Source organism: Pseudacidovorax sp. DMC4 (assembly GCF_056314265.1).
This window is the reverse complement of record NZ_JBQUYR010000005.1, coordinates 33575-58427: the sequence shown is the minus strand read 5'-3', so window position 1 is coordinate 58427 and position 24853 is coordinate 33575. Positions and strand designations below refer to the sequence as shown.

Annotated in this window: 20 protein-coding genes; 6 read left to right on the top strand and 14 right to left on the bottom strand. The window is 68.7% G+C overall.

Features of this window, described 5'->3' with window-relative positions:
• Positions 1–13: 13 nt before the first annotated feature.
• The 11 genes from ubiB to serA form a co-directional block, all read right to left on the bottom strand.
• The gene (gene ubiB / locus ACT54X_RS10880; protein WP_294376900.1) at positions 14–1579 is read right to left on the bottom strand and encodes a ubiquinone biosynthesis regulatory protein kinase UbiB; all 1566 of its coding nucleotides are present in this window, start codon (positions 1577–1579) and stop codon (positions 14–16) included.
• Positions 1576–2130 (bottom strand): ubiquinone biosynthesis accessory factor UbiJ, encoded by a 555-nt coding sequence (locus ACT54X_RS10875; protein WP_476346462.1) that lies wholly within the window; start codon positions 2128–2130, stop codon positions 1576–1578. Before ACT54X_RS10875 ends, ubiB begins: the two co-directional genes overlap by 4 nt.
• A gap of 69 nt (positions 2131–2199) precedes the next feature.
• Complete coding sequence (locus ACT54X_RS10870) at positions 2200–3216, bottom strand: Tim44 domain-containing protein (protein ID WP_476346460.1); 1017 nt, start codon at positions 3214–3216, stop codon at positions 2200–2202.
• A 132-nt stretch (positions 3217–3348) separates the two neighbouring features.
• The gene (ubiE, locus tag ACT54X_RS10865; protein ID WP_017761574.1) at positions 3349–4080 is read right to left on the bottom strand and encodes a bifunctional demethylmenaquinone methyltransferase/2-methoxy-6-polyprenyl-1,4-benzoquinol methylase UbiE; all 732 of its coding nucleotides are present in this window, start codon (positions 4078–4080) and stop codon (positions 3349–3351) included.
• A gap of 90 nt (positions 4081–4170) precedes the next feature.
• Positions 4171–4584, bottom strand: coding sequence for a gamma-butyrobetaine hydroxylase family protein (locus ACT54X_RS10860; protein WP_114802832.1), 414 nt, complete (start codon positions 4582–4584; stop codon positions 4171–4173).
• Between the two features lie 22 nt (positions 4585–4606).
• On the bottom strand, positions 4607–5041 hold the full coding sequence (locus ACT54X_RS10855) for an HIT family protein (protein WP_476346457.1): 435 nt from the start codon (positions 5039–5041) through the stop codon (positions 4607–4609).
• A complete protein-coding gene (locus tag ACT54X_RS10850; RefSeq protein WP_476346455.1) occupies positions 5038–8916 on the bottom strand; it encodes a DUF3683 domain-containing protein in 3879 nt (1292 codons plus the stop codon). The genes ACT54X_RS10855 and ACT54X_RS10850 overlap by 4 nt, the downstream gene beginning before the upstream one ends.
• A gap of 76 nt (positions 8917–8992) precedes the next feature.
• Positions 8993–9370, bottom strand: a complete 378-nt coding sequence (locus ACT54X_RS10845; RefSeq protein WP_476346453.1) for a hypothetical protein — start codon at positions 9368–9370, stop codon at positions 8993–8995.
• Between the two features lie 198 nt (positions 9371–9568).
• Positions 9569–9961, bottom strand: a complete 393-nt coding sequence (locus tag ACT54X_RS10840) for a VOC family protein (RefSeq protein WP_476346451.1) — start codon at positions 9959–9961, stop codon at positions 9569–9571.
• 40 nt (positions 9962–10001) lie between these two features.
• On the bottom strand, positions 10002–10403 hold the full coding sequence (locus tag ACT54X_RS10835) for a DUF488 domain-containing protein (protein ID WP_476346449.1): 402 nt from the start codon (positions 10401–10403) through the stop codon (positions 10002–10004).
• Between the two features lie 143 nt (positions 10404–10546).
• Positions 10547–11779 carry a phosphoglycerate dehydrogenase gene (gene serA, locus ACT54X_RS10830; RefSeq protein WP_476346447.1) on the bottom strand — a complete coding sequence of 411 codons (1233 nt, stop codon included), beginning with the start codon at positions 11777–11779 and terminating at the stop codon, positions 10547–10549.
• 200 nt (positions 11780–11979) lie between these two features.
• On the opposite strand from serA, the gene ugpB reads away from it, so the two are divergent.
• The 6 genes from ugpB (at position 11980) to ACT54X_RS10800 (ending at position 19647) form a co-directional block, all read left to right on the top strand.
• Entirely contained in the window at positions 11980–13290 is a 1311-nt protein-coding gene (ugpB, locus tag ACT54X_RS10825) for a sn-glycerol-3-phosphate ABC transporter substrate-binding protein UgpB (protein ID WP_476346446.1), read from the top strand.
• A 144-nt stretch (positions 13291–13434) separates the two neighbouring features.
• On the top strand, positions 13435–14316 hold the full coding sequence (gene ugpA / locus ACT54X_RS10820) for a sn-glycerol-3-phosphate ABC transporter permease UgpA (RefSeq protein ID WP_294376932.1): 882 nt from the start codon (positions 13435–13437) through the stop codon (positions 14314–14316).
• 12 nt (positions 14317–14328) lie between these two features.
• Positions 14329–15180: a sn-glycerol-3-phosphate ABC transporter permease UgpE gene (gene ugpE / locus ACT54X_RS10815; RefSeq protein ID WP_476346443.1), complete on the top strand. Its 852-nt coding sequence runs from the start codon at positions 14329–14331 to the stop codon at positions 15178–15180.
• Between the two features lie 138 nt (positions 15181–15318).
• A complete protein-coding gene (locus ACT54X_RS10810; RefSeq protein WP_294376936.1) occupies positions 15319–16329 on the top strand; it encodes a sn-glycerol-3-phosphate import ATP-binding protein UgpC in 1011 nt (336 codons plus the stop codon).
• Complete coding sequence (ugpQ, locus tag ACT54X_RS10805) at positions 16330–17067, top strand: glycerophosphodiester phosphodiesterase (protein ID WP_476346441.1); 738 nt, start codon at positions 16330–16332, stop codon at positions 17065–17067.
• A gap of 126 nt (positions 17068–17193) precedes the next feature.
• Positions 17194–19647, top strand: coding sequence for a DUF3772 domain-containing protein (locus tag ACT54X_RS10800; RefSeq protein ID WP_476346440.1), 2454 nt, complete (start codon positions 17194–17196; stop codon positions 19645–19647).
• A 90-nt stretch (positions 19648–19737) separates the two neighbouring features.
• On the opposite strand, the gene ACT54X_RS10795 is transcribed toward ACT54X_RS10800, so the two are convergent.
• The 3 genes from ACT54X_RS10795 to ACT54X_RS10785 form a co-directional block, all read right to left on the bottom strand.
• Positions 19738–20706 (bottom strand): Bug family tripartite tricarboxylate transporter substrate binding protein, encoded by a 969-nt coding sequence (locus ACT54X_RS10795; protein WP_476346439.1) that lies wholly within the window; start codon positions 20704–20706, stop codon positions 19738–19740.
• A 51-nt stretch (positions 20707–20757) separates the two neighbouring features.
• Complete coding sequence (locus ACT54X_RS10790) at positions 20758–23073, bottom strand: arylsulfatase (protein ID WP_476346437.1); 2316 nt, start codon at positions 23071–23073, stop codon at positions 20758–20760.
• Between the two features lie 74 nt (positions 23074–23147).
• Entirely contained in the window at positions 23148–24818 is a 1671-nt protein-coding gene (locus ACT54X_RS10785; RefSeq protein ID WP_476346435.1) for a GMC family oxidoreductase, read from the bottom strand.
• Between the last annotated feature and the right edge of the window lie 35 nt (positions 24819–24853).

The window sequence follows — 24853 nt, the reverse complement described above, 5'->3', positions numbered from 1 at the left end:
GGCAGGAAAGTGCTCAGAGCCAGTGCAACCGCGGCAGCACCTGCATGACCAGCACGCCCAATACAAAACCCGTGCCACCCCAGATCACGGCCTGCAGCAGCCGGTGGGTGCGCTTGTGGGCGGCCAGCAGCTCCTGCAGCTCGCGGCGGTCGTCGCCGGGACGCTGCGCCAGGTAGTCGTGCAGCAGGCGCGGCAGCTGCGGCAGCAGCTTGGCGTAGCGCGGGCCCTCGGCGCGCAGCTGCTCCCACAGCTTGCGCGGGCCGATCTGGTCGGCCATCCACTTCTCCAGGAAGGGCTTGGCCGTGGCCCACAGGTCCAGCTCGGGGTCGAGCTGGCGGCCCAGGCCCTCGATGTTGAGCAGCGTCTTCTGCAGCAGCACCAGCTGCGGCTGGATCTCCACATGGAAGCGACGCGAGGTCTGGAACAGGCGCATCAGCACCATCCCCAGCGAGATCTGCCGCAGCGGCCGGTCGAAGTAGGGCTCGCACACCGTGCGGATGGCGGCCTCCAGTTCGTCGATGCGCGTGCCGGGCGGCACCCAGCCGCTTTCCAGGTGCAGCTCGGCCACGCGCTTGTAGTCGCGGCGGAAGAAGGCGGCGAAGTTCTGCGCCAGGTATTCCTTGTCGGACTCGGTGAGCGTGCCCACGATGCCGAAATCCAGCGCGATGTAGCGGCCGAAGGTCTCGGGCGCCAGGCTCACCTGGATGTTGCCCGGGTGCATGTCGCCGTGGAAGAAGCCGTCGCGGAACACCTGGGTGAAGAAGATGGTCACGCCGTCGCGGGCCAGCTTCTTGATGTCCACGCCGGCCGCACGGATGCGGTCGAGCTGGGCGATGGGCACGCCCTTCATGCGCTCCATCACCATCACTTCGGGATGGCACCAGTCCCAGAACATCTCGGGGATCAGCAGCATGTCGAGCTTGGCCATGTTGCGCCGCAGCTGGGCGGCATTGGCCGCCTCGCGCACCAGGTCCAGCTCGTCGTGCAGGTACTTGTCGAACTCGGCAACCACCTGCCGCGGCTTCAGCCGCTTGCCGTCGGCCGACAGGCCCTCGACCCAGCCGGCCATCATGGCCATCAGCTCCAGGTCCTTGTCGATGACCTTGCGCATGCCCGGGCGCAGGACCTTGACGGCGACTTCGCGCAGGCTGCCGTCGGGCAGGCGCAGGGTGGCGAAGTGCACCTGCGCAATGGAGGCACTCGCCACCGGCGTGGTGTCGAACTGCTCGAAGATCTCGGCAATGGGCCGGCGAAAGGCACGCTCGATGGTCGCCACGGCAATGGCCGAGTCGAAGGGCGGCACACGGTCCTGCAGCCAGGCGAGCTCATCGGCGATGTCGGGCGGCAGCAGGTCGCGCCGCGTGGACAGCACCTGGCCGAACTTGACGAAGATCGGGCCCAGGCTTTCGAGTGCCTCGCGCAGGCGTTGCCCGCGCGGCGCCTCCAGGCGCCGGCCCAACGTCAGGATGCGCGCCAGCCGGCGAATCAGCGGATTCTGGAAGCTGGTGAGGACGAGCTCGTCCAGGCCGTAGCGCAGTGCGACCCAGACGATGAAGAAGCCGCGGGCGATGCGCCTCATTCGGCGCTGCCGCCGGAAGACCGCGGCCGTGCAGCGCGGTCCACGAACTGGCGCAGCGCGCCAGCCACCTTGCGGGCCGCATTGCCGACGGCGTGGGCCGGCGCATCGCCGATCAGGCGCGCCAGGTCGTCCTCGACGTCCCAGCGCACGTGGTCGACCAGCCAGTTGACCTCGGCGGCGAGTTGCACGTCGCCTTCGATCTCGACCTTGGGCTTGTCGCCGCGCAACTGGGCGCCGGCCAGGGCGAACGGCGAGTTTTCGGTGATGGTCAGCGTCAGGTCGGGCAAGGCCGCCTCGGGTGCCACGTCGAGCAGGCCGGCCGGCGTGGCGACGAGACGCATGTGCAGGTTGCGCCAACGGAAGAGCACCACCCGCCCCTTCTGCCTTGCCAGACGATCCTGCGCTTCGGGCTCCTGCTGCAGCACATGGTTCAGGAAGAGCACGGCGCGGTGCTGGACTTCGTGGATGGCCCAGGCCGGCGGCTGAAGGCGCTCGCCGATGCGCTCGAACAGCGATTCCACAAAAGCAAATGGGGACGATGGTGTGACCATGTCCCCATTATCTGGTGGCGGGCCCCTGCCGATGCAGAAACCCGGGCCCGTCCGACGGGCCAATGCGCCTTATTGGAGCGCCTGCACACCGGCCACAAGCCAGCCGCCGCCGTGGGCGGGCTTGCTCATGTTCCAGACCTCGCGGAAGGGGCTGGGGCCGGCCGAGTCGTCCTCGCGGATCATGCCCGAGAACTCCACGCTGGCGAGGTACACGTCGGGCATCTCCTCGATGCCCAGCAGCTTGGCGTCGAGCATCACCACTTCCGTCTTGTTGGGACGGCCACCGGAGCTGCGCTCGCGCTCCTCAAGCTGGGTGCGGATCTCTTCGACCATGCTGTCGGTCATCATGGAACGCAGCGCGGGGATGTCGGCACGGTCCCAGGCATGCTGCAGCGTCACGAAGTTGCGCTTGGCCGCAGCCAGGAACCCGTCGACGTCGAAGCCTTCCGGCACACCCCACCCCTGGGCCCCTTGGAGGGCCGAGCCGATGCTCACACCGGTCGCGCCGGCCAGGGTCGAAGCCGACCCTGCGTTGCCACCCGCGGCAGCGCCGTCGAAAGCCGCCTGCTGACGCTCCCACGGACGGGCCGACGCGTCATTGCCGACGTTGTTCGGGCTGTAGCTGCGCGGCATGTTCGGCGAACCGGCTGCGCCAGCGCCCTGCATGGCCAGTTGGCCAGCGGCGCCGCGCGAGCGGTTGCTCAGCACGCGCCAGATCACCACGGCAGCAAGGACCAGCAGCGCGATCAGCAGGAAGTTGCCGAAGGCGGCGCCCAGGCCCAGCGAATTGGCCAACCAGGCCAGGCCCAGGCCGGCTGCAATGCCACCCAGGATGCCGGCCCAGGGCCGCTTGGGCGCTGCCTGCGCCGCGCCGGCCGGCGTCCCCGGCCTGGCGGCGGGCGCCGCGTTGGTCGCGTTCTGGGTCGGGGCGCCCGGTGCGGCCGTCGGCGCGGCCTCACGCTGCGTCACGTTGTTGGACTGCCGCCCCATCGACTTGCCCCCACCGAGCCGCTTGGCGTCGGCGTCCAGGCTCACGACGGCCATCGACGCACACACCAGCAGCACGGCCCACAGATTTCGCTTCATCGTCCAGTCTCCTTCCGGATACGAAACATCAGTTTCAGATCTACTCGTAGTTCTCTTGTTGTGTGAATAGCGAGCACGCCACTCCCCTTGCACCTGACGGCCGCATGCAATGCGGCCGGGCCGGTCAGCCCCTCAGCACTTGATTCCAACATGCAGGGCGACCACGCCCCCCGTCATGTTGTGATAGTCCACATGTCCGAAACCGCCCTCTTTCATGAGGGTCTTGAGCGACTCCTGGTCCGGATGCATCCGGATGGATTCGGCCAGGTAGCGGTAGCTGGCGTCGTCGCCCGCCACGGCCTTGCCCAGGCGCGGCAGCACGTTGAAGGAATACCAGTCATAGGCCTTGCGCAGCGGCTGGGCCACCTGCGAGAACTCCAGCACCAGCAGCTTGCCGCGCGGACGCAGGACGCGGTTCATCTCCTTGAGCGCCGCGTCCTTGTGCGTCATGTTGCGCAGGCCGAAGGCCACGGTGACGACGTCGAAATGGTTGTCCGGAAAGGGCAGCTTCTCGGCATCGCAGACCGTGGTGGGCAGCACCACGCCGGCATCCAGCAGGCGCTCACGGCCGGTGCGCAGCATGGCCTCGTTGATGTCGGTATGCACCACCTGACCGCTGCGGCCGACCTTCTTCGCGAAGGCCAGCGCAAGGTCGCCCGTACCACCCGCGATGTCCAGCACCTTGGAGCCTTCGCGCACATTCGCGACCATCACGGTGTACGCCTTCCATGCCCGGTGCAGGCCCATGGACATGAGGTCGTTCATCAGGTCGTAGCGCGGGGCCACGGAATCGAACACGCCGCGCACGCGGCGCGCCTTGTCGCTTTCGTCGACGGTCTCGAAACCGAAGTGGGTGGAACTCATGGGTCCGATGTTAGGCGGATCGCCCGGCCTTCCGGCCGACGACCCTTGACATGCGGCGGACATTCGCGCAAAGCGCGAAGCGCCCCGCGCTCAGGAAGGACTGCAGGTGGAGGGGCCCGACTTGGGCATGGGCGCATCGCGATCGGCACCGGCCTCGACGATGCGACGCTCGTACTCGGCCCAGTGCTCGGCCTGGCGCGCGCCCAGGTCGTACAGCAGGTCCCACGAGTAGATGCCGCTCTCGTGCCCGTCGCTGAAGAGCGGCTGCACGGCATAGTGGCCCACCAGTTGCAGGTCGACGATCTCGACCTCGCGTTTGCCGGTCTGCAGGATCTCCTGGCCCGGCCCGTGGCCCTTCACCTCGGCCGAGGGCGAGTTGATGCGCAGCAGTTCGTAGGGGATGCGGAACACCGCGCCATCGGAAAAGCCCACTTCCAGCACGCGCGACTGCGCATGCAGGGTGATGGATTCGGGCGTCGGTGCGCCGGGCGTCAGACCTGCCATGCGGGGAATTCCTTGCTCATGATCAACGGAGGGCGAGCGCGGCCACCATGGCCGACTCCGCCGCAGGCAGACGGGCCTGTACGCCCTGCTCGCGCACCATGTCGCGCGCCCGGCGCGCCTCCGCCCAGACGGGCGAGGGGAAGTGGCTGTCCCAGTCGAAGCGGGCGATCACGTGCCAGTGCAGGTGCGGGACCATGTTGCCGAGCGTGGCCACGTTCATCTTGGCGGGCGCCAGCGCATCGCGCAGCGCACGCTCCACCGCCACCACCACGCGCATGCACTCGGCACGCTCGTCGTCCGGCAGGTCGGAGAACTCGGCCACGTGCGCCGTCCACACCACACGGTAGAACGCCGGAAAGCCCGCCTCCTGTGCATGGATCACGCGCCACTGCGCGCCCTGGGCGACCACGCGGCCGCCCGGCTCGTCGCACAGCGGGCAGCCTGCGACCACGCTCACACCAGCACCCGCTCGATCCCGCCCGCGTTGGCGGCCGACACGTACTCGGGCATCCAGTTCTCGCCCAGGATGCGGCGCGCCATCTCGACCACGATGTAGTCGGCTTCGAGCAGGCCGTTGTTCAGGTCATTGCCGTAGCGCGACAGGCCCTGCAGGCAGCTGGGGCAGCTGGTGAGGATCTTCACGTCGCCCTGCGCCGGCAGCGCATGGGTGGCGCGCAGCGCGGCCTCGCCCTTTTTCAGCTCTTCTTCCTTGCGGAAGCGGATCTGCGTGGAGATGTCGGGCCGCGTCACGCCCAGCGTGCCGGATTCGCCGCAGCAGCGGTCGCTCTTGAGCACCTGATCGCCCACCAGCGACTTCACGGTCTTCATCGGGTCCTGCAGCTTCATGGGCGTGTGGCAGGGGTCGTGGTAGAGGTAGGCGGCGGCGTTGGCCTCGAGCTTGATGCCCTTCTCCAGCAGGTATTCGTGGATGTCGATGATCCGGCAGCCGGGGAAGATCTTGTCGAACTGGTAGCCCTGCAGCTGGTCGTAGCAGGTGCCGCAGCTGACCACCACGGTCTTGATGTCCAGGTAGTTGAGCGTGTTGGCGACGCGGTGGAACAGCACCCGGTTGTCGGTGATCATCTGCTCGGCCTTGTCGAACTGGCCCGAGCCGCGCTGCGGATAGCCGCAGCACAGGTAGCCCGGCGGCAGCACCGTCTGCACGCCCGCATGCCACAGCATGGCCTGCGTCGCCAGGCCCACCTGCGAGAACAGCCGCTCCGAGCCGCAGCCCGGGAAGTAGAAGACCGCCTCGGTCTCGGGCGTCGTGGCCTTGGGGTTGCGGATGATCGGGACGTAGTCGGCGTCCTCGATGTCCAGCAGCGCGCGCGCCGTCTTCTTGGGCAGGCCGCCGGGCATCTTCTTGTTGACGAAGTGGATGACCTGCTCCTTGATCGGCGCCGTGCCCAGGCTGGCCGGCGGGTGCGCGGTCTGCTTCTTCGCAGCGGGCCGCAGCAGGTCGTTGGCCAGGCGCTGGGCCTTGAAGCCCACTTCGACCATGCCGGTGCGCATGGCCTTGATGGTCGACGGATTGGTCGCGTTCAGGAAGAACATGGCAGCCGCGTTACCCGGGCGGAAGCTCTTCTGGCCCATCTTGCGCAGCAGGTTGCGCATGTTCATCGACACGTCGCCGAAGTCGATCTTCACCGGGCAGGGTGTGAGGCACTTGTGGCAGACCGTGCAGTGGTCGGCCACGTCCTCGAACTCCTGCCAGTGCTGGATCGACACGCCGCGGCGCGTCTGCTCCTCATACAGGAAGGCCTCCACCAGCAGCGAGGTGGCGAGGATCTTGTTGCGCGGGCTGTAGAGCAGGTTGGCGCGCGGCACGTGGGTGGCGCACACCGGCTTGCACTTGCCGCAGCGCAGGCAGTCCTTGACCGAGTCGGCGATGGCGCCGATGTCGGACTGCTGCATGATGATCGACTCGTGCCCCATCAACCCGAAGCTGGGGGTGTAGGCGTTGGTGAGGTCGGCATGGCGGGCATCGGCCGGCGCCGCATCGCCGCGCAGCAGCTTGCCCTTGTTGAAGCGGCCTTCCGGGTCGACCTGCTGCTTGTACCGCGCGAAGGGCGCCAACTCTTCGTCCGACAGGAACTCCAGCTTGGTGATGCCGATGCCGTGCTCGCCCGAGATCACGCCATCCAGGCTGCGCGCAAGCTTCATGATGCGCTCCACGGCCTCGTGCGCCGTCTGCAGCATCTCGTAGTCGTCGCTGTTGACGGGGATGTTGGTGTGCACGTTGCCGTCGCCGGCATGCATGTGCAGCGCCACCCATACGCGGCCCTTGAGCACGCGCTTGTGGATGGCCTCGCACTCGGCCAGGATCGGCGCGAACTCGCTGCCGCCGAAGATCTTGGCCAGCGGGGCGCGGATCTCGGTCTTCCAGCTGGCGCGCAGCGAATGGTCCTGCAGCTGCGGGAACAGCGCGTCGGCATCACCCAGCCAGCTCTGCCAGCGGCCGCGCACCTCCCGCACCAGCGCCACGGCCTGCTGCACGCGGCCTTCCAGCAGCTCGGCGGCAGGAATCTCGTGCGCGTCGTCGCTCTTGCCCAGCGGCAGGTTGCCGCGCGAGAGGAAGGCTTCCAGCTCGTGGGTGAGCCGGATCTTGTTGCGCAGCGACAGCTCGATGTTGATGCGCTCGATGCCGTCGGTGTACTCGGCCATCCGCGGCAACGGGATCACCACGTCCTCGTTGATCTTGAAGGCGTTGGTGTGGCGGCTGATGGCGGCGGTGCGCTTGCGGTCCAGCCAGAACTTCTTGCGCGCCTCGGGGCTGATGGCGATGAAGCCTTCGCCCGAGCGCGAATTGGCGATGCGCACCACCTCGCTGGTGACGCGGGCGACGGCGTCGGCATCGTCGCCGCTGATGTCGCCGAACAGCACCATCTTGGGCAGGCCGCCGCCGTGCTTCTTGCTCTTGGTGGCGTAGCCCACGGCCTTGAGGTAACGGTCGTCCAGGTGCTCCAGGCCCGCCAGCAGCACGCCACTGCGCTTCTGCTCCGCGAACATGAAGTCCTTGATCTCTACGATCGAGGGCACCGCATCCTTGGCGTTGCCGAAGAACTCCAGGCAGACGGTGCGGGTGTGCGCCGGCATGCGGTGCACCACCCAGCGGCAGCTGGTGATCAGGCCGTCGCAGCCTTCCTTCTGGATGCCGGGCAGGCCGGCCAGGAACTTGTCGGTGACGTCCTTGCCCAGGCCTTCCTTGCGGAAGGTGCGGCCGGGGATCTCCAGCCGCTCGCTGCGCAGCGGGGTCTTGCCGTCGGCGGCGAAGTACTGCAGCTCGAAGACGGCGCTGTCGACGTCGTGGATCTTGCCCAGGTTGTGGCCCAGGCGCGTGACTTCCAGCCACTCGGCCCGCGGCGTGACCATGCGCCAGGAGGCCAGGTTGTCCAGCGCCGTGCCCCACAGCACGGCCTTCTTGCCGCCGGCGTTCATGGCCACGTTGCCGCCCACGCACGACGCCTCGGCCGACGTCGGGTCGACCGCGAACACGAAGCCCGCCCGCTCGGCCGCATCGGCCACGCGCTGCGTGACCACGCCGGCCTCGGTCCAGATGGTGGGCACCGGGCCGTCCAGGCCCGGCAGGTTCACCATCTCGACCTCGGTCATGGCTTCGAGCTTCTCGGTGTTGATCACCACGCTCTTCCAGGTCAGCGGAATGGCGCCGCCGGTGTAGCCGGTGCCGCCGCCGCGCGGGATGATGGTCAGACCCAGCTCGATGCAGGCGGCCACCAGGGCGGCCATCTCGGCCTCGGTGTCGGGCACCAGCACGACGAAGGGGTATTCGACCCGCCAGTCGGTGGCGTCGGTCACGTGGGCCACGCGCGAGAGGCCGTCGAACTTGATGTTGTCGCGCGCCGTGCAGCGGCGCAGCACGCGCTGGGCCTTCTGGCGCAGGGCCGCGAGTTCGTCGAAATGGGCAGAGAAGCCGTCGATGGCCTGCTGCACCAGCACCAGCAGCTCGCCCACCAGCGTGTCGCGCTGGGCGTCGTCCTGCGGCGTGCGGCGGCGCTGCACCTCGGCCAGGCGGTGGCGCAAGGCCTCGACCAGCTGGCCGCGGCGGCGCGGGTTGTCCAACAGGTCGTCCACCAGGTAGGGATTGCGCTGCACCACCCAGATGTCGCCCAGCACTTCGTACAGCATGCGGGCGGAGCGGCCCGTGCGGCGCTCGTCGCGCAGGCTCTGCAGCAGCTCCCAGGCCCGGCTGCCGAGCAGGCGGATCACGATCTCGCGATCGGAGAAGCTGGTGTAGTTGTAGGGAATCTCGCGCAGACGCGCCGGCTCGGCGGCCTGCGACAGCAGCGCATTGAGCGCGGTCGGGGCATTCATCGGGGGAAGGCGCCACGGCAGGGCGCCTCGCGCCCTTGAACCGGGGGGCGGATTTTAGTCGGCGAGCCCGGCGCTATCAGGGAGCCGGGTCATCCTGACCGGCGCCTGCGCCGCGCTCCTCGTCGCACAGGGCCTCCGCAAGCGCGGACTCAATGCGCGCCAGGCGCTCCGGCTCCAGCCCCTGCAACTGCGCAAGCGCGATGCGCCGCTCCCTGAGCAGCCACACGAACAACAACTCCAGCCAGGGATAGCGGTAGTCGTACTTGTCGCTGATCTCCCGCCGCCGACGATGGAGCAGTTCCTGCAAGTCCCACAACTCATCGGCCGTGGACAGGGTCGCCGCAGTTTCCCGGACCTGCGCGATCAGCTCGGCGAGTTCGGATTGCAGCGCCGCGTCGAAGACGCTGCGCGCGACCTTCTTTTCCGTGGGGGACCAAGAACTGCCGTGCGACATGCGATCACCATAACCGGGTTTGCACCGCGCGCTCAATTCCGTGTGCTCCACGCGGCGCATCACGCACCGTCGGGACGTTCGTTGGAGAGGGAAGCCATGACAGGCGCGTCGTGCGGTTGAACCAGGGGGCATTGCGGTCGCCGCTCGACCCCGGCGCCCTCGCGGGGCCACTGAAGGTCGGCAGCGCCGGCCGCGCAGCTAGACGGTGATCTCGATCCGATTGCCTTCCGGATCGAGCACGACGCTTTCGTAGTAGCCGTCTCCCGTACGCCGCGGGCCATCGAGCAACGGCGAGCCACGCCGCTGTAGCTCCCGAGTCAGCGCGTCGACCCGGGCCTCGCTGCCCACTGCCATCGCCAGATGGGTGAGCCCCATGCGCTGGCTGCCAGGTGCGGATGCGATGGGCGCGAGGGTGGTCGTGGTCATGAACTCGATGCGCGCGCCGTCTTCGAAGACCACGAAGCGGGACGCGAATCCCTTCGTGAGGTTCTGGTACAGCGGCCCAGGCTGTCCGCCGAAGGCCTCCGAATAGAAGGCGCACATGGCGTCCAGGTCGTTTACCCAAAGGGCGACGTGATCGATGCGTGGCATGAGACTGGAGAAGGAAACGACGGTCGCGGGCAACGCATTTTCAGGCCCTGTCGTCGTTCGCGAACACCGCACCGCGGGCGGCGAGCAGTTCGCGCAGGACCGAGCGATGGCAGCGGCTCTCGTGCTCGCAATAGCAGCCCACGGACAGGTTGGCGTCGCGCGACAGGACGGCCAGCAGGTCGAGCGACTGCTGGGCCTCCGGCGTGTTCAGCTCCGCCTTGAACTTGCGGACGAAGGCGGACCATTGCTGCGGCGTCTCGGCCTCGCGCCCCTGCTTCATGGTGTCGGCGGAGGGCGCCAGGACCGGGAACCAGACGTCGTACCAGTTGCCGGACGCAAAGGCTGCCTTGGGTACACCGCGAGGCGGGCGGCGGACGGTTCCGATGCGCGTGCCTTCGTCGGCGGCACGCGGCGATCCCAACTGAACGACTCGAAGCGGCATGGACGCTCCCGGCAATGACAAGGGGCGCCATCGTACGGCCACCCGTGGCAGACAGGCTGGGCATCAGCCGCGGCTTTGGCAGCGCGGCATGCGGGTCCCGAGAGGCCCGGGGGCCTACGCCAGGGCCGGCCGCGAAGCCGTGACTAGAACAGCACCCGGCTCTTGATCGTCCCGGGCACCTTGGCCAGCGCCTCGTGCGCCACGTCGGACGAGGCAGCATCCACGTCGGTCACCACGTAGCCGACCTTGTCGTTGGTCTGCAGGTACTGCGCGGCGATGTTGATGTGGTGGTCGGCAAAGACCTGGTTCACCGCCGACAGCACGCCCGGCACGTTGCGGTGGATGTGCAGAAGGCGGTGCTTGCCCGGATGCGCCGGCAGCGCCACTTCGGGGAAGTTGACCGAGCGCGTGGTGGTGCCGTTGTCACTGTAGCGCACCAGCTTCTCCGCCACCTCGACGCCGATGTTGGCCTGGGCCTCCATGGTCGAGCCGCCGATGTGCGGCGTGAGGATGACGTTGTCCAGCCCGCGCAGCGGCGACTGGAACTCGTCCTTGTTGCTCTTGGGCTCCTTGGGAAAGACGTCGATGGCGGCACCCAGCAGCCGGCGCTCGCGCAGCGCGGCGGCCAGCGCCTCGATGACCACCACCGTGCCGCGCGAGGCATTGATGAGGATGGCACCCGGCTTCATGGCCGCGAGCTCGGCCTCGCCGATCATCCACTGCGTGGAAGGCAGCTCGGGCACATGCAGGCTTACGATGTCGGACTGGGCGAGCAACTCTTCCAGGCTGCGGGCCTGGCGCGCATTGCCCAGCGGCAGCTTGGCCACCACGTCGTGGAAGACCACATGCATGCCCAGCGCCTCGGCCAGCACCGACAGCTGCGCGCCGATGGAGCCGTAGCCCACGATGCCCAGCGTCTTGCCGCGGATCTCGAAGGCGTTGTCGGCGGTCTTGAGCCAGCCGCCGCGATGGGCTGCCGCGTTCTTCTCGGGCACGCCGCGCAGCAGCAGGATGGCCTCCGCCAGCACCAGCTCGGCCACCGAGCGGGTGTTGGAGTACGGTGCGTTGAACACGGCCACGCCATGCTCGCGCGCCGCGTCCAGGTCGATCTGGTTGGTGCCGATGCAGAAGGCGCCCACGGCCACCAGCTTGGGCGCCGCCGCGAACACCTCGGCCGTGAGCTGCGTGCGCGAGCGGATGCCGAGGAAGTGCACGTCCGCCAGCCGGGCCTTGAGCTCCTCGCCTTCCAGGGCGCCCGGCAGCGTCTCCACCTGGGTGTAGCCGGAGGCCTGCAGCAGTTCGACCGCGGAAGGATGGATGCCTTCCAGCAACAGGAATCTGATCTTGGCCTTGTCCAGCGAGGTGGTCTTCGTCATGCCCGGCATCAACACGTTTGTCAAAACGGTCGAGTATGGTTCAAGCCTGCTGCACCGCCGCAGCGCGGCCGGCCCGCCCTGGCCGCAAAAAGGGTTTCCCCGCTTGAGGCGGGACCGCATGCCATGCGACAACCCGCCGTCATGCTGTCACAGAACAGCCATAGTCTTTTCATCTTTGTTATTCGCATCCAGGAGTCTTCATGCGATTCACGCAACTTGCTGCAGCCGCCACCGTGGCCGTCATGGCCGCCGTCCCGGCGCACGCACAGACCGAGATCCAGTGGTGGCACGCCATGAGCGGCCCGCTGGGCGAGTGGGTCAACGACCTCGCCAAGCAGTACAACGAAAGTCAGAAGGACTACAAGGTCGTGCCCACTTTCAAGGGCACCTATGACGAGTCGATGACGGCCGCCATTGCCGCCTTCCGCTCGGGCAATGCGCCGCACATCCTGCAGGTCTTCGAAGTGGGTACCGCCACGATGATGGCCTCCAAGGCCGCGATCAAGCCGGTGGCCGAGGTGATGAAGGAAAGCGGCGTGAGCTTCGACCCCAAGGCCTACATCCCCGCCGTGGCCGGCTACTACACGGCCCCCAACGGCCAGATGCTGAGCCTGCCCTTCAACAGCTCGACGACGATCTTCTACTACAACAAGGACGCCTTCAAGGCGGCCGGCCTCGACCCCGAGAAGGCGCCCAAGACCTGGCCCGAGGTGGTCGCCGCCGCCGCCAAGCTCAAGGCCAGCGGCCACAAGTGCCCCTTCACCACCAGCTGGATCAGCTGGACGCAGCTGGAGAGCTTCTCGACCTGGCACAACACCCTCTTTGCGACGCGCAACAACGGCTTCGGCGGCACCGATGCGCGCCTGGCCTTCAACGCGCCGCTGCACGTGCGCCACTTCGAGAACCTGGCCAACATGGCGAAGCAGGGCCTGTTCGTCTACAAGGGCCGCGGCAACGTGCCGGACGCCGCCTTCCCGGCGGGTGAATGCGCCATGATGACCGGCTCGTCGGGCCTGTACGCCCGCGTGGCCAAGGACGCCAAGTTCGCCTACGGCCTGTCCACCCTGCCCTACTACCCCGACGTCGAAGGTTCGCCGCAGAACACCGTGATCGGCGGCGCCAGCCTGTGGGTCATGGCCGGCAAGAAGCCCGCTGAATACAAGGGCGTGGCGGACTTCTTCAAGTTCCTGTCCAACGCCGACGTGCAATCGGCCAGCCACAAGCGCACCGGCTACCTGCCGATCACCCTGGCCGCCTATGAGCTGACCGAGAAGTCGGGCTTCTACAAGGAAAAGCCGGGCACCGACGTGGCCGTGACGCAGATGATCCGCAAGACCACCGACAAGTCGCGCGGCATCCGCCTGGGCAACTTCGTGCAGATCCGTACCATCATCGACGAGGAAACCGAGCAGATCTGGTCGGGCAAGAAGAGCGCCAAGGAAGCCCTGGACGCCGCGGTGCAACGCGGCAACGAGCAACTGGAGCGCTTCCAGAAGGCGAACCGGGGCTGATGCCCACCGCGCGGTTCGCGGCGCGCCAGCGGCCCTCGCCTGCCCACCCTGCCAGGTGGGCATTCAAGCTGCCGGCAAGCTGACGTCGCAGTAGACTCGCACGCCCGCGCTGACGCCAGCCGGGCGTTTTCGTTTCAGAGCCCCATGGAAAAACGCGTCCTCTTCCGATCCTCCTGGCTGCCCTGGGTGCTCATCGCGCCGCAGATGGCGGTGATCCTGGTCTTCTTCTTCTGGCCCGCCAGCCAGGCCGTGCTGCAGTCGATGCAGAGCGAGGACGCCTTCGGCACGTCGACCGTGTTCGTGGGGCTGGAGAACTTCCAGCACCTCTTCCAGGACCCTGCCTACATCGAGTCCTTCAAGGTCACTGCCATCTTCTCGGTGCTGGTGGCCGGCTGCGGCATCGCGCTGTCGCTGGTGCTGGCCATCTTTGCCGACCGCATCCTGCGCGGGGCGCTGGCGTACAAGACCTTCCTGATCATTCCCTATGCCGTGGCACCGGCCATTGCGGGCGTGCTGTGGGTGTTCATGTTCTCGCCCTCCATCGGCGTGGTGGCCTACGGCCTGCGCAAGATGGGCTACGACTGGAACCATCTGATCAATTCCAACCAGGCGCTGACGCTGATCGTGGTGGCGGCGGTGTGGAAGCAGATCTCCTACAACTTCCTGTTCTTCCTGGCCGGGCTGCAGTCGATCCCCAAGGCGCTGATCGAGGCGGCTTCCATCGACGGCGCCGGGCCGCTGCGGCGCTTCTGGACCATCCAGTTCCCGCTGCTGTCGCCCACCACCTTCTTCCTGCTGGTGATCAACGTGGTGTATGCCTTCTTCGACACCTTCGCGCTGGTGCATGCCACCACCGAGGGCGGCCCGGGGCGCGACACCGCCATCCTGGTCTACAAGGTGTGGCACGACGGCTTCCGCGCGCTGGACCTCGGCGGCTCGGCCGCGCAGTCGGTGGTGCTGATGCTGATCGTGGTCGCGTTGACGGTGGTGCAGTTCCGCTACGTCGAGAAAAAAGTCCAGTACTGATCGAGTCACCCCATGGTTGAACGACGCCCCGGCCTGACGGTCCTTTCGCACGTGGTGCTCCTGCTGGGCATCCTGGTCATCGCCTTCCCGATCTACCTGGCCTTCGTGGCCTCGACCCACACGCGCGACGAGATCGTGCAGGTGCCCATGCCGCTCACGCCCGGCAAGCACCTGGTGGAGAACTACACCGCCGCCCTCACCGGCACCGCCGAGACGCAGGGCTCCAAGGCGGCGGTCGGACGCATGATGTGGGTCAGCCTGGTGACGGCGCTGGTGATCGCGATCGGCAAGATCGCCATCTCGCTGCTGTCGGCCTTTGCCATCGTGTACTTCCGCTTCCCGTTCAAGAAGCTCGTCTTCTGGATGATCTTCGTGACGCTGATGCTGCCGGTGGAGGTTCGCATCCTGCCCACCTACAAGGTCCTGTCGGACCTCCACATGCTCAACACCTATGCGGGCCTGACGGTGCCGCTGATCGCATCGGCCACGGCCACCTTCCTGTTCCGGCAGTTCTTTTTGTCGGTACCCGACGAGCTGGTGGAGGCGGCGCGCATCGACGGCGCGGGCCCCATGCGCTTCTTCAAGGACGTGCTGGTGCCGCTGTCGCAGACCTCCATCGCGGCGCTGTTCGTCATCCAGTTCATCTACGGCTGGAACCAGTACCTCTGGCCGCTGCTGGCGACGACCACCGAGGACATGTATCCGGTGGTGATCGGCATCAAGCGGATGATCGCCAGCGGCGATGCGGCCAACGACTGGAACATCATCATGGCCACGGCGATCCTGGCGCTGCTGCCGCCGGCCGTGGTGGTGGTCCTGATGCAGAAGTGGTTCGTCAAGGGCCTCGTCGACACAGAAAAATGACCACCCCGTTTCTTGCTCACTTCGTGTAGCCGAATCCCCCTCAAGGGGCGACACCGACGGCCCGGCAAAGCCGGTTCCGCGGTGTCTCCCGCCTGAATCGCGCGCTCATTTACGTCGCAACCTATTTCCAGCTCACCTATGTCCGGTATTTCCCTTCGCAACGTCATCAAGCGCTACGGCAAGGGTGCCAAGGCCAATCAGGTCATCCATGGCGTCTCGGCCGATATCCGGGATGGCGAATTCGTCGTCATCGTGGGGCCTTCGGGCTGCGGCAAGTCCACGCTGCTGCGCATGGTGGCGGGGCTGGAGGAAATCTCCGCCGGCGAGATCGCCATCGGCGGGCGGGTGGTCAACGACGTGGAGCCGGCCAAGCGGGACATCGCGATGGTGTTCCAGAACTACGCGCTCTACCCGCACATGACCAACTTCGACAACATGGCCTACGGACTGCGCATCCAGGGCGTGCCGAAGGACGAGATCAAGACCCGGGTGGACAAGGCGGCCAAGATCCTCGAACTGGGCCATCTGCTGGAGCGCAAGCCGCGCGAGCTGTCGGGCGGCCAGCGCCAGCGCGTAGCCATGGGCCGCGCCATCGTGCGCCAGCCGCAGGTCTTCCTGTTCGACGAGCCGCTGTCGAACCTGGACGCCAAGCTGCGCGCCCAGACCCGGCTGGAGATCCAGAAGCTGCACCGCGAGCTGGGCATCACCTCGCTCTTCGTCACGCACGACCAGGTCGAGGCCATGACGCTGGCCCAGCGCATCATCGTGATGAACGGCGGCGTGATGGACCAGTTCGCCACGCCCGAGGAGGTCTACCACCGCCCCGCCACCACCTTCGTGGCCAGCTTCATCGGCTCGCCACCCATGAACCTGCTGAAGAACGCGCCGGGCGTGCCGAGCGGCAAGATCCTCGGCATCCGCCCCGAGCACATCGCGCCGCACGATTCGGGCTGGACCGTGAACGTCGAACAGGTCGAGCTGCTGGGGGCCGAACGCCTGGTCTACGGCCGCATCGGCGACGAGCAGATCGTGATGCGCACCGATGCCGACAAGCCTGCGCCCAAGGTCGGCGACACGCTGCGGCTGGGCGCCAGCGAAGAGCGGCTGCACTGGTTCGACGCCGGATCGGGCAAGCGCCTGGAGTCCTGAATGGCCCCCTGGCCCTATCCCCGCTGGATTGCCCACCGCGGCGCCGGCAAGCTCGCGCCGGAGAACACGCTGGCCGCCTTCCGCCTCGGCGCGGAATACGGCTACCGCATGTTCGAATGCGACGCCAAACTCAGCCAGGACGGCGTGGTCTTCCTGATGCACGACGCCACGCTTGCGCGCACCACCGGCATGCCCGGCATCGGCGGCGACCAGCCGTGGGCCGCGCTGTCTCAGCTCGACGCGGGCGGCTGGCATTCGCGGCGCTACGCCGGCGAGCCGCTGCCCACGCTGGCCGCGCTGGCGCGCTTCTGCCTGGCGAACGGCCATCTGCTCAACATCGAGATCAAGCCCACGCCCGGTACCGACGCCCAGACCGGTGCCGCCGTCGCGCGCGAGGCCGCGCGGCTGTGGACGGATGCGGCCGTGCCGCCACTGCTCAGCTCCTTCCGCCCCGATGCGCTTGCGGCTGCACGCGATGCGGCTCCCACCCTGCCGCGGGCCCTGCTGCTCGACACCATGCGCGGCGACTGGCTGGACATCGCCCGCCAGCTCGGCTGCGTGGCCATCGTCTGCAACCATGCGCTGTGGGACGCGCAGACCGTGGCCGACGCCCGCGCTGCCGGCTTCCGGCAGCTGAGCTACACGGTGAACGACGAATGGGCGGCGCAGCGGCTCGTCGATCTGGGCACCGACGGCATCATCACGGACCGGGTCGACCTGTTCTCGCCGGCGGCCTGATCGCCTGATCGTCTGGCGCCCATGCGCGCTTGAAGGGTTTGGGCCTCGGGGGCTATCGCATGCGATGCCCACGCTGCCAGCGCCGGCCGACAGGCCCGGCAGACCGCGCTGCCTATGATCCAGCGGATGCGCCCGACTCCGCGTCTTCTCTGCCTCTTCGCCCTCTGGCTGGCCTTGTGGACGGGCCTGCCCCACCTGCCCACGGCCTGGGCCCAGCCCGCCTCCGGCGCCTCGACCCCGGCCACGCAGGCCGATGCACCGGCCGACATCGCCACGCTGCGATCCCAGCTCACGGCCCTGCCCAAATCGGCCGAGACGAGCGAGGAGGCCCGCCTGCTGGTGCGCCAGGTCGATGCCATCGGCACGGCGGCGCAGAAGCTGATCGACCTGCGGACGGGCCAGCTCAACGACCTGAATGCCCGCCTGGGCGAGCTCGGACCGGCACCGGCAGCCGGAACCACCGAAGACCCCGACATCACGCGCCAGCGCGCCACGCTCACCCGCGAGCGCAATGGCGTCGATGCCGACATCCGCCTGGCGCGGCTGGTGGTGGTCGATGCCCAGCAGCGCGCGACCGAACTGCTGAACAAGCGCCGCCAGGATTTCGAGGCGCGCCTGACCGAACGCACGGCCTCGCCGCTGTCGCCGGTCTTCTGGCGTGGCATCGCCGACGCCTGGCCCGACGACCGGGACCGGCTGCAGCCTCTGCTGGACGAACTTCGCGCCGCCGCCTCCGCCGCCCTGTCGCCCGCGAACCGCGCCGTCGTGCTGAGCGCGCTGCTACTGGTGCTGGGGCTGATCACGCTGGGCAACATGCTGGCCGAGCGCGGCCTGGTGGCGCTGGCGCAGCGCATCCTGCCCGGCGGACGCCTGCGGCGCTCGCTGCTGGTGATTGCCGTGGTCTTCGTGAACATGCTGCTCGTGGCGCTGGCGCTGCACGGCTTTCGCGGACTGCTGGAAGACCGGCAGTTGCTGGGCGAGGCGGCGCGGGAGCTGGTCAAGGAGCTGATCGGCGTCGCGCTGTTTATGACCTTCGTGCTCAGCCTGGGCCGCGCCCTGCTGGCCAATGCGCGGCGTTCCTGGCGCCTGCCGCCCATCGCGGACGCCATGGCGCTGCGGCTGCGGCCCTTTCCGCTGCTGGTCGCCATCGTCGGCGCGCTGGTGTGGATCCCGGCGCAGGTGAATGCGCTGGTGGAGGCCAGCTATGCGGCCCTGCAGGCGACCCAGGCCGCCACGGCCGCCGCCCTGACCCTGCTGGTGGCGCTGCTGATGTTCCGGCTGCGTCCGGCGGCCACGGGCGGTGGCGGCGAGGCGCAGGTCGGGTCCGGGACCGACGCCAGCGGCAGTGCGGATGCCGGCGATGGCCCCGCGCCCCCCCAGACGATCCGCCCCGTGTGGGTGGGCCTGCTGCGCGGGCTCGTCGGCGTGGTGCTGCTGGCCGTCGTGGCGCTGCTCGTCAGCGGCTACGTGGCGCTGGCCAGCCTGGTGGCCAGCCAGCTGATCTGGACCGGCATCGTGGGCTGTGCCTTCTACGTGCTCTTCAAGTTCGTCGATGACCTGTGCATGGCGCTGCTCGCGGCGCGCAGCGCCACCGGGCAACGGCTGGCGGCCAGCTTCGGCCTGCAGCCCACACGGCTGGACCAGGCCGCGGTGCTGCTGTCGGGCGTGCTGCGGCTGGCGCTTTTCTTCTATCTCGTCATCACGCTGATGGCGCCGCTGGGAACAGGCCCGGAAGAGGTGGTTCAGCGCTCTGGCCAGTTCGGCAGCGGCCTGCAGGTGGGCGAATTCCAGTTCGTGCCCGCGGCCCTGTTCAGCGCACTGGCAGTGCTGGTGGCGGGCTTCGTGGCGCTGCGGGTGCTGCGCGTCTGGCTGGACACGCGCTACTTCCCCGCCTCGGGGCTGGAGCCCGGCATGCGCAGTTCGCTCACCACGCTGCTGGGCTATGCAGGCGGCGTGCTGGTGGTGGCGATGGCGCTGTCGGCGCTGGGCATCGGCATCAACCGCATCGCATGGATCGCCAGTGCGCTGTCGGTGGGCATCGGCTTCGGGCTGCAGGCCATCGTGCAGAACTTCATCTCCGGCCTGATCCTGCTGGCCGAGCGGCCGGTGAAGGTGGGCGACTGGGTGGTGCTGGGCACCACCGAGGGCGACGTGCGGCGCATCAATGTGCGCGCCACCGAGATTCAGCTGGCCGACCGCTCCACGGTGATCGTGCCCAACTCGGAGTTCATCACCAAGACCGTGCGCAACATGACGCTGGCCAATGCCGAGGGCCGCGTGCTGATCCGCCTGCCGATGCCGCTGGCCAGCGATGCACGCCATGTGCGCGAGCTGATGCTGGCGGCCTGTGCGGCGCATCCGTCCATCCTGCCGACGCCGGCACCGTCGGTGTCGCTGGAGGGCATCGAGAACGGCATGCTGATTTTCCAGGCCATCGCCTACGTCAACAGCCCGCGCGTGGCCGGCGGGGTGAAGAGCGACCTGCTCTTCACCATGCTGGAGGACTTCAAGCGCGCGGGCCTGCCGCTGGTCACGCCGGTGGTGGCGGCAATGCCGCCGGCACCCGCGCCGCTGGCCTGAGCGCCAGAAGGCCGCGGGCAGGGCTGGAACGGGGGCCTGCCGCGATCGATCGGGCTTGTGCTCGGCAGGAACGCCCCGCGGGCGCGCCGCTCACTCGGGCCGGTAATCCATCATCCGGATCGTCTCTCCGAAGCGCTGCCAGTCCGACTTGACCAGCTGCGCGAATTCGGCCGGCGGCGCACCACCCGGTGCAAAGCCGACGTTGAGGTACAGGTCGCGCATCTGCGGCGCGGCGATGGCGCGGGCGATCTCCTGCTGGAGGTGTGCGACCGCGTCGGAAGGCGTGCCGCGGGGCGCGAACACGCCGATCCAGCCATCCATCTCCACGCTCGGATGACCCAGCTCGCGGATGGTGGGCACCTCAGGAAAGGCCGGCAGGCGCTTGGGCCCCAGATAGGCCATGGCCTTGAGGCGCCCGGCCTTGATCAACTGCCCCACCGAGCCGGCCGCTGGCCCCCAGCCCAGGGCGACCTGTCCCCCGGCGATGTCGCGCACCTGATCGCCCGAGGCCTTGTAGTGCACGGCCACCATGTCCACGCCCAGCGACTTGGCCAGCAGCACGCCGCCGAAATGCGAGATGGTGCCGGGGCTGTAGGTGCCGTAGCTCACGCTGCCCTTGGGCTGCGCCTGCAGCCATTTGGCCAGGCCCGCGAAGTCGCTGGCCGGCATCGACGGACCGGTCAGCAACAGCAGGCTGCCGCGGCCCATGTCCGTCACCGGCACCAGGTCGGTGAGCGGGTTGTAGGGCCAGCTCGGGTAGGCCTGCGGATTGATGACCACGCCGGCCTGCACGGTGACGAGCAGCGTGTTGCCGTCCGGAGGACTGGTGGCGACCACCTGCCCACCGATGCGGCCCTGGGCGCCGGCGCGGTTCTCCACCAGCACCGGGCGACCCAGGCTCTGGCCCAGGCGGTCGGCCAGAGGCCGCAGCAGCGCGTCCATGCCGCCGCCAGGCTGGTCGGTGGTGACGATGCGCAGGGGCGTCTGCGCCCGCGCCGACAGGGGCGCGAAGGCAGGCAGGGCCGCCAAGCCGGCGGCAAGCAGTTCTCGGCGTTGCATGGGTCTCTCCTCTGGTTGTGTCGTTCGGTGTTGTCGATGCGGGGAAAAGCGCTATTGCCGGGCCATCTCCACCAGTGCCAGCAATTCAGGATCGAGGCGCTGCAGCGGATCGAGCTGGTACTCGACGCGGAAAAGCCGTGCCCCCTGAAGCACAAAGGGTGCCTCGTAGTGCGATACCGGGCTGCCACGGTCCAGCCCGATGTCCAGGCCCGAGAAGGACACCTGGCTGTTGAAGCCCAGCATGCGCGTGTCCAGCCGGCCCACCGGCTCGCCGTCCATGAGCAGCGTGGCGGTGCGGGTGGAGGGCATGATGGTCATGCCGATCACCGGCAGCCGCACCCGTACCCAGGGCCCGAGCCGCATCTGCAGGCCCAGCACATGGTGGCCAGGCGTGAAGGGGCGCTCCGAGACGATGAGGTGGTGGCGCCCGCCGACGTTCATGTCGTGCACCAGGTGGCCGTTCTTGAGGTACAGGCTGTAGCCGCAGGTGGCGTCGCCATGGGCCACCAGTACGCCCTGGGCATCGGCGCGGTCGATGCGCACGTAGGCTTCGATGCGGTAGTCGCGACTGCGCACGTCGGGCGCCACGTCGTTGGGCAGGTGGCCCATGCCGGCATGCAGCACGAACTGCGTGCGCGGGCCGTGCACGCGCCGGCCGTTCTCGGCGAAGCGCGGCGCGAAGCGGTCGTCCAGCGGCAGCACCTGGTTGGCCTCGGCCTCGCGCCACCACAGGGCCTTGAGTGCTTCCAGCCGCTCGGGATGCACGGCGGCCAGGTCGCGCGTCTCCGAAGAGTCCTCGTCGAGGTGGTAGAGCTCCCACACGTCGGCCTCGAAGGGCGTGTTGACCGCATGCCAGGCCACGGCCTTCCAGCCCTCGTGCCACAGGCCGCGGTGGCCGAACATCTCGAAGTACTGCGGCCCGCGCTGCCAGGCCGCGGCGGGGTCACGCAGGCAGGCGGCGAAGCTCTGGCCGGTCATGGGCTGCGCGGCGACGCCCTCCACCTGCGTGGGCGGCGCCAGCTTCAGAAGGTCGAGCACCGTGGGCGCCAGATCGCTCACATGGCAGAAGCCCTTCCACAACGCCCCGTCGCTGGCGATGCCGCGCGGCCAGGAGACGACCAGCGGATCGCGGATGCCACCGCCATGCGTGTTCTGCTTGTAGCGCTTGAGCGGCGTGTTGGCCGTCATGGCCCAGCCGTAGGGAAAGTTGCTGTGGGTGTCGGGCCCGCCGATGTCGTCGATGCGGGCGAGCTTGGTCTGCAGCGTCTCCTGCAGCAGGTTGAAGGGGCCCATGGCATTGACCATGCCGAGCGGGCCGCCCTCCTGGCTGGCGCCGTTGTCGGAGAGCACGAGGATCAGCGTGTCGTCGCGCAGGCCCGCTTCCTCCAGGAAGGCAACGAGCCGCCCCAGATGCCGGTCGGCATGGTCGAGCATGGCGGCATAGGCCGCCTGCAGGCGGGTGAACAGGCGCTGCTGCTCGGGCGGAAGGTCGTCCCATGCCTCCACGCCGGGGTTTCGCTCGGGCAGTTGCGTGCCGGGCGGCACGACGCCCATGGCGATCTGGCGCGCCAGGCGGCGGGCGCGCTCCTCGTCCCAGCCGTGGGCGAAGCGCTGGTCATAGTGCGCGATGAGTTCGGCCGGCGCTTGATGCGGCGCGTGGCAGGCACCGAGCGCCAGAAAGGTGAACCAGGGCTGGCGCGGCCGGTCGGCCTGGTGGTCGGCGATCATGCGGATGGCCTGGGTCACCAGGTCCTCGGTCAGGTGGTAGCCGGTCTCGTAGGTGCCGGGCGCGGCGATCAACGTGTTGTCCTGGACCAGCTCGGGGCTGTACTGGTCGGTCTCGGCATCGAGGAAGCCATAGAAGCGGTCGAAGCCGCGGCGCAGCGGCCAGCCGTCGTAGGGGCCGCCGGGGCCGGTCTCGCTGACGGGCGTGACATGCCACTTGCCGACCATGTAGTTGTTGTAGCCGTGGGGGCGCAGCATCTCGGCCAGCGTGGGCGCATCGCGCGCGATCTTGCCGCGGTAGCCTGGGTAGCCCGAGTCGAAGTTGGCCAGGCAGCCCATGCCCACCGCATGGTGGTTGCGCCCCGTGAGCAGCGAGGCGCGCGTGGTCGAGCACATGGCCGTGGTGTGGAAGCCGGTGCAGCGCACGCCCTGCCGCGCCAGCGCGTCGATGGTGGGCGTGGCGATGTCGGAGCCGTAGCAGCCGAAGTCGGAGAAGCCGACGTCGTCGAACAGCACCACCAGCACATTGGGCGTGCCGGGCGCGGGCCGTGCGGGCTCGGGCCACCAGGGGCGGGATTCGGCCAGGGTTCGGCCGGCGTGGCCCTGGTAGGCGGGGGCTTCGGGCGGTTGGGCGGCGGGCATGGGCGGACTCCTGGGTCGTCGGTGCCTGAGCGGGCGGGCGATGGGCGGCTGGTGGCAGTCTGGGGCGGGACGGACTACGCGAGCGAGAGGGCAGCCGATTCGGTCACCGATGCGGTCGCTGCAGCCGGCGCGGTGCGTCCGCGGATCAGGTCGACCGCCTTCTCCGCCAGCATGTAGGTCGGCGCGTTGGTGTTGCCGCCGATCAGCCGCGGCATGACCGACGCGTCGACCACTCGCACTCCGTCCAGGCCGTGCACGCGAAGTTCAGGATCAGTGACGGCCTGCGCGTCCTGCCCCATGCGGCAGGTGCCGACGGGGTGGTAGATGGTGTCGGCGGTGGCACGGATGTAGGCCTCCACGCCCATGCGGTCGGCCGGGTCGGGCTCGGCGCGGCCGGGAATGCCGCGCACGTCGGCGAAGGCCGGCGCGGCGAGGATGCGGCGGCAGATGCGGTAGGCCTCGACCATGGCCGCCATGTCCTGCGGATCGGAGAGGAAGGCCGGGTCGATGCGCGGCGCCGCATGCGGGTCGGCACTGTGCAGGCCCACCGTGCCACGCGACGCCGGCCTCAGCACGCAGGCATGCAGGCCGTAACCATGGCCGGGCATCTGGCGACGGCCATGGTCCTGCACCTGGGCACGCGAGAAATGCAGACCGATGTCGGGCCGGGGCAGCCCGGGCTGGCTGCACAGGAAGGCACCGGCCTCGTTGAAGTTGGTGGAAAAGCAGCCTTCGCGCTCGCGGCGCCAGCGGCCCCAGTGCCGGAAGAGCGACACCAAGCCCTGCGGCGTGCGGCCGAAGAGTTCCAGGTCGAACCAGCGCCGCGACAGCACGCAGTCCAGATGGTCCTGCAGGTTGCGGCCCACGCCCGGCAGCGCGTGGCGCACGGCGATGCCCTGCGCCTGCAGTGCCTCGGCCGGCCCGATGCCCGAGAGCATCAGCAGTTGCGGACTGCCGAAGGCACCGGCGCACAGCAGGGTCTCGGCGCGGGCCGTCAGGCTGCGGCGCTGGCCGCCGACCGACACGTCCACGCCGTTCACGCGTCGCCCTTCCATGCGCAGGCCCAGGGCGTGGGCGCCGGTGATCACGCGCAGGTTCGGGCGGTTGCGCGCCGGTGCCAGGTAGGCGCGCTGCGCATTCCAGCGCTCGCCGCCGTTCTGCGTGACCTGGAACCAGCCCACGCCCTCCTGCTGCGCGCCGTTGAAGTCCGGGTTGAGCACGTAGCCGCACTGCACCCCCGCCTCCAGGAAGCGCTCGTTGAAGGCGGCCGGCGAACGGATGTTGGAGACCTTCACCGGCCCATCCGTCGCATGCAGGGCGGAGGCCGGCAGCGACGTGTTGCCCTCGCTGCGCAGGAAGTACGGCAGCACCTCCTGCCAGCTCCAGCCGGTGCAGCCCAGCGCCGCCCATTCGTCGTAGTCGGCGGGATGGCCGCGCACGTAGATCATGGCGTTGATCGACGAGCTGCCGCCCAGCACCCTGCCGCGCGGCTGGTAGCCGCGGCGGCCGCCCAGACCGGGCTGCGGCTCGGTCTCGAAGGCCCAGTTCATGCGTCGCGTGGGCACGGTACCGATCAGGCCCATGGGCACGGTCACCCAGCCGCTGGCATCGCTGCCGCCGCTTTCGAGCAGGGCGACGGTGACGCGCGGATCCTCGCTCAGCCGGCCCGCCAGCGTGCAGCCGGCGGTGCCGCCGCCGACGATGACGTAGTCGAAGTGCTCTTCCTGGTGGTTGTTCTGGGGCATGGCGCGTCTCCTGAACGCTGGGGAGGAATCGGAGC